Raw genomic sequence first — 7,675 nt, 5'->3', positions numbered from 1 at the left:
CAGCAGTCCCGGTCAGCAGTCCCGGTCGGCGCGCCCCGGTCAGCGCGCCGCGTGCTCGGCCAGCGCCGCCAGCACCCGCGCCGCCGCGCCGAGGTCCGCCGGGTCGACCAGGTCGACCACCCGCCGTCGCGCGATCGCCAGGTGGTGCCCCGCCGCCTCGCGCTGCCGTGCCAGCCCGGCCTCGGTGAGCACCGCCACCGCGCCCCGCCCGTCGCCGGGCGCCTTCTCCTTCTCCAGGAACCCGTGACGCGCCATCGCGTCCACCACGCGGGTCATCCGGCTGCCCGACAGGGCCACCCCCGCCGCCAGCTCGCTCATCCGCAGCCGCCGCTCCGGCGCCTCCGCGAGCACCAGCAGCACCGCGTACTCGGTCATCGACAGGCCGGACGCCCTGGTCATCTCCTCGTCCAGCACGCGCGGCAGCAGGTGCGCCGCCCGCCCCAGCGCGCGCCACAGCGCGTCCTCGTCCGCCGACAGCTCCCGTGCCTCACCCATGGCGGCCAGCGTGCCCGCAGGAGGTTGCGTGCGCAAGCGAGCATATAGTTAGCTGCGCAGGCAAGTACTTTGACCGGAGGGACCCCCCGTGCAGATCCTCGTCATCGGCGCCACCGGCTACGTCGGCAGCCGCCTCGCCCCCGCCCTGCGCCGCGCGGGCCACACCGTCCTCGGCCTGACCAGGGACCCCGCCTCGCCCAGGGCCCGCGCGCTCGCCGCCGCCGAGGTGATCCCCGTCGCGGGCGAGCTCGGCGACCCGTCGAGCTACCGGGCGCACCTGGACGGCGTCGACGCCGTCGTGCATCTGGCGATGGACCTCGACGACCCGGCCGGTTCGGACCGCGCCCTGTTCGCCGAGCTGCTCGACGCAGGCTCCCCGCACCTGCTCTACACCACCGGGTGCTCCAGCTACGGCCGCGTCGACGCCCCCGTGCTCGACGAGACCACCCCCGGCAACCCGGACAGCCCGCTGGCCTTCCGCTTCGACCTGGAGCGCGAGCTGGCCGCCACCGGCCTGCCGCACACCGTGCTGCGCCCCGGTTTCGTCTACGGCGGCGACGCCCGGACCTCGCAGAGCGGCAACTGGTTCGCGGCCGGGCGCGCCGGGAACGCGGTGTTCTTCGGCGACCCCGCCAAGTCGTGGACCTGGGTGCACGTGGACGACCTCGCCGACGCCTTCACCGCCGTCCTGGACCGCCTGTCCGAGGTGGACGGCGAGGTGTTCTGCGTCGGCGAGGAGGACGCGCCCACCGCGCTGGAGGTGTTCACCGCGTGCGTGCGCGCGGCGGGCCACCGGGGCCCGGTCGAGCTCGCGCCCATCACCGAGGCGGGCTGGTTGGACCAGGCCGCCGACCAGGACGAGGTCATGACCAGCGCGAAGGCCCGCCGGGTCCTCGGCTGGACCCCGCGCCGCGCGGGCCTCCTGGCCGACGTGGACACCTACTGCGCCGCGTGGTCGGCGTGACCCCGGTCGCCGGGATGCCCGGCTTCGAGCACCGCCACACCGACGTCGACGGCGTCCGCGTCCACCACGTCGTCGGCGGTTCCGGCCCGGTGGTCGTGCTGCTGCACGGCTGGCCGCTCACCTGGCGCGAGTGGAAGCCGGTGATGCCCCTGCTCGCCGCCGCGGGCCGCACGGTCGTCGCCCCGGACCTGCGCGGCCTCGGCGACACGGGCAGGCCGGTCTCCGGCTACACCAAGCGCGAGGTCGCCGAGGACCTGCGCGGCCTCGGCCTCGGCGAGGTCGACCTGGTCGGCTCCGACATCGGCGCGATGGTCGCCCACGCCTGGGCCGCCGCGCACCCCGCCGAGGTGCGCCGCCTGGTCCTGGCCGTGTCCGTCCGGCCGGGCTACGGCCGGGCGGTGGCGGCGGCCGTGCAGGGGTGGTGGCACTTCGGCTTCCCCGCCCTGCTCGACCTCGCCGAGCTGCTCACCTGGGGCAAGGAGGCCGCCTACCTGGGCGGCGTCTGGTCGCGGATGTCCCCGGAGGGCGTCCCGGACGCCGAGGAGACCCTCGCCGAGTACTCCTCACCGGGCGGGATGCGCGCCGGTTTCCAGCACTACGCGACCCTCGCCCACGACGCCGAGGTGATCCGCGCCGCACCGCCCCTGGCCATGCCCGTGCTCGTCCTCAACGGCGAGCGCGGCCTGCCCCAGGGGCCCCTGCTGGCGGGCGCGCGCCAGGCCGCCCACGACGTGCAGGCGGACATCGTCCCGACCGCCGCCCACCTGCTGGCCCACGGCAACCCGGAGTGGCTCGCCGCACGCCTGCTGGAGTTCCTCGCCTGACCCGCCGCACCGCCCCGTGAAAAGCACTGAGCCCCGGACTCCGAGGAGTCCGGGGCTCTACGCGTATCCAGGGCGCAGCACTCAGCCGCGCACCACCTTGCCCGCCTTCAGGCACGAGGTGCACACGTTGAGCCGCTGGCGCTGCGAAGACGACACCTTCGCGCGCACGGTCTGGATGTTCGGGTTCCACCGGCGGTTGGTGAGCCGGTGGGAGTGCGAGACCGACTTGCCGAAGCCCGGCCCCTTGCCACAGACGTCGCACACGGCAGCCACGTCAGCCACTCCTTCAGGTTTCCTCAGCGGTACTCACGCCCCGGCGGGCGCGCAAGCGTGCACAAGCCTCAGCCGGGCATGGCAACCTGGACAGGGTAGCCGGTGGCGGGTGGGGTGACCAAACCGGGGCTTAAGTAGGCTCGAAGCGTGCAGGCCCTCGACGCTTCCGCGATCCGCCGCTGGGCGGATGCCTGCGTGCGGTCGCTGGCCGCCCACCGCGAGGACATCGACCGCATCAACGTGTTCACGGTCGCCGACGGCGACACCGGCACGAACCTCCTGCAGACCATGCGCAGCGCGCTCGACTCGCTGCTCCGCTCCAACTCCAGCGGCGCGGGCACGGCGCTCAGCGCGCTCGCCAAGGGCGCGCTCGCGGGCGCGCGCGGCAACTCCGGCGTGATCCTGTCCCAGGTGCTGCGGGGCCTGGCCGAGGCGGTCGGCACCGCCTCCACGGCGACCGGGGCCTCGTTGCGCAAGGCGCTGCTGCGGGCCGACGAGCTGGCCGCCGAGGCGGTGTCGGCCCCGTCGCCGGGCACCGTCCTGTCCGTCCTGCACGCCGCCGCCGAGGCCGCCCGCGACTGCCCGAGCGACGAGCTGGGCGAGGTCGCCTCCGCCGCCTCCCGCGCGAGCGCCGCCGCGCTCGCCGAGACCCCGAGGCAGCTGGCTGTCCTGGCCCGCGCGGGCGTGGTCGACGCGGGAGGGCGCGGCCTGGTCGTCCTGCTCGACGCGCTGGCGGGCGTGGTGACCGGGCACGTCCCCGAACCCGTCGTGCCCAGCCGGGTCCCGCGCCCGGCCGCCGCCCTCACCACCGCCCGCGAGTCCGGTTCGGCGGAGTACGAGTACGAGGTCATGTACCTGATCGACGGCCTGGCGGGCGCGGGCGCCGACCGGTCCGACCGGTCGGCCGAGGAGGAGGCGGCGCGCGCCCTGCGGACCGCGCTGCGCGCGCTCGGCGACTGCGTCTCCGTGGTCGGCGACGGCGACGGCCTGTGGACCGTCCACGTGCACTGCAACGACATCGGCGCGGCCGTCGAGGCGGGCGTCGAGGCGGGCCGCCCGCACCGCATCACCGTGTCCCGCTTCGCCGACCAGGTCGCCGCCCAGGCGGACCGCTTCACCCGCGACCGCGCGGTGGTCGCCCTGGTGCGCGGCGACGGCGTGGCCGAGCTGTTCGAGGGCGAGGGCGCGGTCGTGCTGCGCGTCGCGGGCGCGCTGGACCCGGCCGACCTGCTCGCCGTGCTCACCGGCACCCGCGCCCGGCACGTCGTGGTGCTGCCCGGCGTCCCCGACCTCCGGTCCGAGGTGGACGACGCGGTCTCCCAGGCCGTCGCCGCGGGGCAGGACGCGGTGGTCGTGCCCATGACCTCGCCGGTGCAGGCGCTCGCCGCGCTCGCCGTGCACGACGCGTCCCGCAGGGCGAACGACGACGTGGTGGCGATGGCCGAGGCCGCCGCCGCGACCCGCAGGGGCGAGATCGGCCACGCCGTCCAGGAGGCCATCACCTGGGTCGGCCGCTGCCTGCCCGGAGACCTGCTGGCCCTGCTGGACGGCGAGGTCGTGCACGTCGAGCCCGGCCCCGGCGACCGCACGGGCCTGGCCCGCGACCTGGTCGACCTGATGCTCGTGCCCGGCGGCGAGCTGGTCACCGCCCTGCTCGGCGAGGACGCCCCGGACGGCCTCGCCGAGGCGCTGGAGGCGCACCTGCGCGTCGCGCACCCCGAGGTCGAGCTGGTCGTCTACCCCGGCGGCCTGCCCGGCGCGGTGCTCGTGGTCGGCGTCGAGTAGCCGCGCCGTGCCCCCGACGCGACTGTCGGCGCCTAGTAGTTCAATGGGCAGGCGATGACGACCTTCGACGACAGCCTCGTGCCGCTGCTGGGGCAGAAGACCGCCGACGCGCTGGAGACCGGCCTCGGCCTGACCACCGTCGGCGACCTGCTGCGCCACTACCCGCGCCGCTACGACGAGCGCGGCAAGCTCACCGAGATCTCCGGGCTGGAGCTCGGCGAGCACGTCACCGTGCAGGCCCGCGTCAAGTCCGCCCGCCTCAAGAACATGCGCGCCCGGCGCGGCGAGATGCTCGACGCGGTCATCACCGACGGGACCAGCGAGCTGCACCTGGTGTTCTTCGGCCGCGGCTCCCGCAAGGTCGAGCGCGAGCTGCTCCCCAACACCAAGGCCATGTTCGCGGGCAAGGTCGGCGTCTTCAACGGCAAGCTCCAGCTCGCCCACCCCGACTACGAGATCATCGACGGCCTCACCGACACCGACGACGAGGGCGGCGCGGCGGCGGCGTCGAAGTTCGCGGACGCCTTCATCCCCGTCTACCCGGCGGCCCAGGGCATCCAGTCCTGGAACGTGGCCAAGTGCGTGGAGCAGGTCCTGGCGGTCTGGGACGGCGTCGAGGAGGACCCGCTCCCGGAGGAGCTGCGCGAGTCCGAGGGCCTGATCACCCTGGAGAAGGCGCTCCGCGACATCCACCGCCCGGACGGCTGGCCCGCCGTGACCGTGGCCCAGCAGCGCCTCAAGTGGGACGAGGCCCTGGCCGTGCAGCTCGCGCTGGCCCAGCGCCGCCACTCCGCGACCGCCCGCCCCGCCTCGGCCTGCCCGCGCGTGGCGGGCCGGGTGGCCGACGCCTTCGACGCCAGGCTCCCGTTCAAGCTTACCGCCGGGCAGCAGGCCGTCGGCGACCGCATCGCCGAGGACCTCTCCGGGACCCAGCCCATGAACCGCCTCCTGCAGGGCGAGGTCGGCTCGGGCAAGACCATGGTCGCCCTGCGCGCCATGCTCCAGGTCGTGGACTCCGGGCGGCAGTCCGCCATGCTCGCCCCCACCGAGGTCCTCGCGGCCCAGCACGCCCGCTCCCTGCGCGAACTCCTGGGCGACCTCGGCCAGGCGGGCGAGCTGGGCGGCGCCGAGCACGCCACCCGCGTCACCCTCCTCACCGGCTCCATGCCCGCCGCGCAGCGCAAGAAGGCCCTGCTGGAGATCATGACCGGCGAGGCCGGGATCGTCGTGGGCACGCACGCCCTCATCCAGGACAAGGTCGCGTTCGCGGACCTCGGCCTGGTGGTCGTGGACGAGCAGCACCGCTTCGGCGTCGAGCAGCGCGCCGCCCTCAGCGCGCGTCCCGGCACCGCGGTCCCGCACGTCCTGGTCATGACCGCGACCCCGATCCCGCGCACGGTCGCCATGACCGTCTACGGCGACCTGGAGGTCTCCGCGCTGCGCGAGCTCCCCGGTGGGCGCTCGCCCATCAAGACCTCGGTCGTGCCCACCGCCGAGAAGCCCCAGTGGCTGGACCGCGCCTGGCAGCGCATCCACGAGGAGGTGGGCAAGGGCCACCAGGTCTACGTGGTCTGCCCCCGGATCGGCGACGGCGAGGACGAGGACGGCAAGCCCCCCAAGGAGAAGGGCGACCCCGACAAGCGCCCGCCCCTGGCGGTCGTGGACGTGGCCAACCGCCTGGCGGCAGGCCCGCTGAAGGGCCTGCGCATCGACATCCTGCACGGCCGCCTCGCGCCCGACGACAAGGACGCGGTCATGCGCGCCTTCGCCGCCAACGAGGTCCAGGTCCTCGTGGCGACCACCGTCGTGGAGGTGGGCGTGAACGTCCCGAACGCCACCGTCATGGTCATCATGGACGCGGACCGCTTCGGCGTGAGCCAGCTCCACCAGCTGCGGGGCCGCGTCGGCCGGGGCAGCGCCCCCGGTCTGTGCCTCCTGGTCAGCGAGATGCCCGGCGCCTCCGCCACGATGCAGCGCCTCCGTGCCGTCGAGTCCACCCTGGACGGCTTCGAGCTGGCCCAGCTGGACCTCGAACTGCGCCGCGAGGGCGACATCCTCGGCGCGGCCCAGTCCGGGACCCGCAGCGGCCTGAAGATGCTCTCCCTGCTGCGCGACGAGGACACCATCGAAGCCGCGCGCGTGGTGGCGCAGGAGATCGTCGAGCGCGATCCCGACCTCGGCGCCCACCCCGGACTGGCCACCCTCCTCGCCGGGGTGCTGGACGAGGAGCGCGCGGACTACCTGGAGAAGACCTAGCCGCCGTCCCGGTCCTGACGCGGTCCTGACGCGCCCGCGGGTAGTGTCGTGCGACTGTGCGCCACTCCCGCCTGATCCCCGCTGCCGCCGCCGCACTGGCCCTGGTCGTCACCGGGTGCTCCGCGGGCGCGCCGGCCACCACCGCGGCCCCGTCCACCCCGGCCTCCGCCGACCTCCCCAAGGGGGATTTGGCGCAGCTCGCGGAGAAGGTCGACGCCCGTGTGGCGGCCCTGGGCAGGGCGAGGTTCAGCACCGAGGGCTTCGCCAGCGACGGCGCGGGGACCGAGGTCCGCAGCCAGGTCACCGGGTCGGCGCGCTGGCTGAACGGCGTGGTCACCTCCGCCATGACCATGGACGTCCGGACCAACGGCGCCACCCCCACCGTCACCCGCCTCGTCAGCGGGGTGGACGGCGTCTACGTGAGCGTCGACGGCGCCCCCATGCCCGCGGGCAAGACCTGGGGCTTCTACACCAAGCAGAACTCCGCCGAGGTCGACGCCCTCCTCCGGGGCTTCGGCCCGAGCGCCGTCGTGGGCGCGGAGCTGGACTACCTCGAACCCAGGGCCGCGATGATCGTCGGCAAGCGGCAGACGGCCGAGGGCACCCGCTACGACCTGGTCGTGGACCCGATGAAGATGGCCAAGGCGGTCACCGACCCGGACATCCAGCTCCAGCACACCCAGCTCGCCGAGTACGGCGTGGTGATCCGAGCCGAGGTCGTGGTGGACGAGACCGGCGCGCCCAGCCAAGCCGGGTTCCGCTTCGAGCTCGGCGGGAAGGACGTGCGCAGCTCCACCACGAGGTTCGCCGACTGGGGCGCGGACGTCGACGTCTCCACCCCGCCCGCGGACCAGGTCGTCCCCGCCGACCAGCTCCCGCAGTAGTCCGGCTCGGGGGCGCCCACCCCGCCCCCAGCCCCCGGACGCGCGGGAGCCCCGCAGGCCGCGGGCCGTGCGGGGCTCCCACCGCTCACCGGGTCAGGTGGCGGGCAGCTGCGACTTCGGGATCTGCCGGGTGGGCGGCTCCTCCGGGTCCTCCGCCAGCCGGGGCAGGCTCGACACCGCCTGCTGCACGGCCT

Annotated in this window: 7 protein-coding genes; 5 read left to right on the top strand and 2 right to left on the bottom strand. The window is 75.0% G+C overall.

What is annotated here, in order from left to right; translation table 11 throughout:
• Nucleotides 1-39 precede the first annotated feature (39 nt).
• A complete protein-coding gene (locus ACTUAL_RS16240; protein ID WP_096496644.1) occupies nucleotides 40-495 on the bottom strand; it encodes a MarR family winged helix-turn-helix transcriptional regulator in 456 nt (151 codons plus the stop codon).
• A gap of 88 nt (nucleotides 496-583) precedes the next feature.
• Here ACTUAL_RS16240 and ACTUAL_RS16235 point away from each other — a divergent pair, with 88 nt between their 5' ends.
• The gene (locus ACTUAL_RS16235; RefSeq protein ID WP_440900853.1) at nucleotides 584-1,459 is read left to right on the top strand and encodes an NAD-dependent epimerase/dehydratase family protein; all 876 of its coding nucleotides are present in this window, start codon (nucleotides 584-586) and stop codon (nucleotides 1,457-1,459) included.
• Nucleotides 1,447-2,283 carry an alpha/beta fold hydrolase gene (locus tag ACTUAL_RS16230; protein WP_440900852.1) on the top strand — a complete coding sequence of 279 codons (837 nt, stop codon included), beginning with the start codon at nucleotides 1,447-1,449 and terminating at the stop codon, nucleotides 2,281-2,283. Before ACTUAL_RS16235 ends, ACTUAL_RS16230 begins: the two co-directional genes overlap by 13 nt.
• Before the next feature lie 81 nt (nucleotides 2,284-2,364).
• On the opposite strand, the gene rpmB is transcribed toward ACTUAL_RS16230, so the two are convergent.
• Nucleotides 2,365-2,556: a 50S ribosomal protein L28 gene (gene rpmB, locus ACTUAL_RS16225; protein WP_440900851.1), complete on the bottom strand. Its 192-nt coding sequence runs from the start codon at nucleotides 2,554-2,556 to the stop codon at nucleotides 2,365-2,367.
• Between the two features lie 147 nt (nucleotides 2,557-2,703).
• Here rpmB and ACTUAL_RS16220 point away from each other — a divergent pair, with 147 nt between their 5' ends.
• Genes ACTUAL_RS16220 through ACTUAL_RS16210 form a run of 3 tightly spaced genes read left to right on the top strand, consistent with a single transcriptional unit; the run spans nucleotide 2,704 to nucleotide 7,481 of the window.
• Entirely contained in the window at nucleotides 2,704-4,341 is a 1,638-nt protein-coding gene (locus ACTUAL_RS16220; protein ID WP_440900850.1) for a DAK2 domain-containing protein, read from the top strand.
• A 54-nt stretch (nucleotides 4,342-4,395) separates the two neighbouring features.
• A complete protein-coding gene (gene recG / locus ACTUAL_RS16215; protein ID WP_440900849.1) occupies nucleotides 4,396-6,597 on the top strand; it encodes an ATP-dependent DNA helicase RecG in 2,202 nt (733 codons plus the stop codon).
• 56 nt (nucleotides 6,598-6,653) lie between these two features.
• Nucleotides 6,654-7,481, top strand: a complete 828-nt coding sequence (locus ACTUAL_RS16210; RefSeq protein ID WP_440900848.1) for a hypothetical protein — start codon at nucleotides 6,654-6,656, stop codon at nucleotides 7,479-7,481.
• The last annotated feature ends 194 nt before the right edge of the window (nucleotides 7,482-7,675 follow it).

The sequence above is a fragment of the Actinosynnema sp. genome (genome assembly GCF_052038725.1).
Note: the sequence above shows the minus strand (reverse complement) of the source record. Positions and strands in the feature narration are given on the sequence as shown.

Excerpts from the sequence above, each read along its gene's own strand:
- ACTUAL_RS16240 (WP_096496644.1), bottom strand. The coding sequence starts at position 495 with ATGGGTGAGGCACGGGAGCTGTCGGCGGACGAGGACGCGCTGTGGCGC.
- recG (WP_440900849.1), top strand. The coding sequence starts at position 4,396 with ATGACGACCTTCGACGACAGCCTCGTGCCGCTGCTGGGGCAGAAGACC.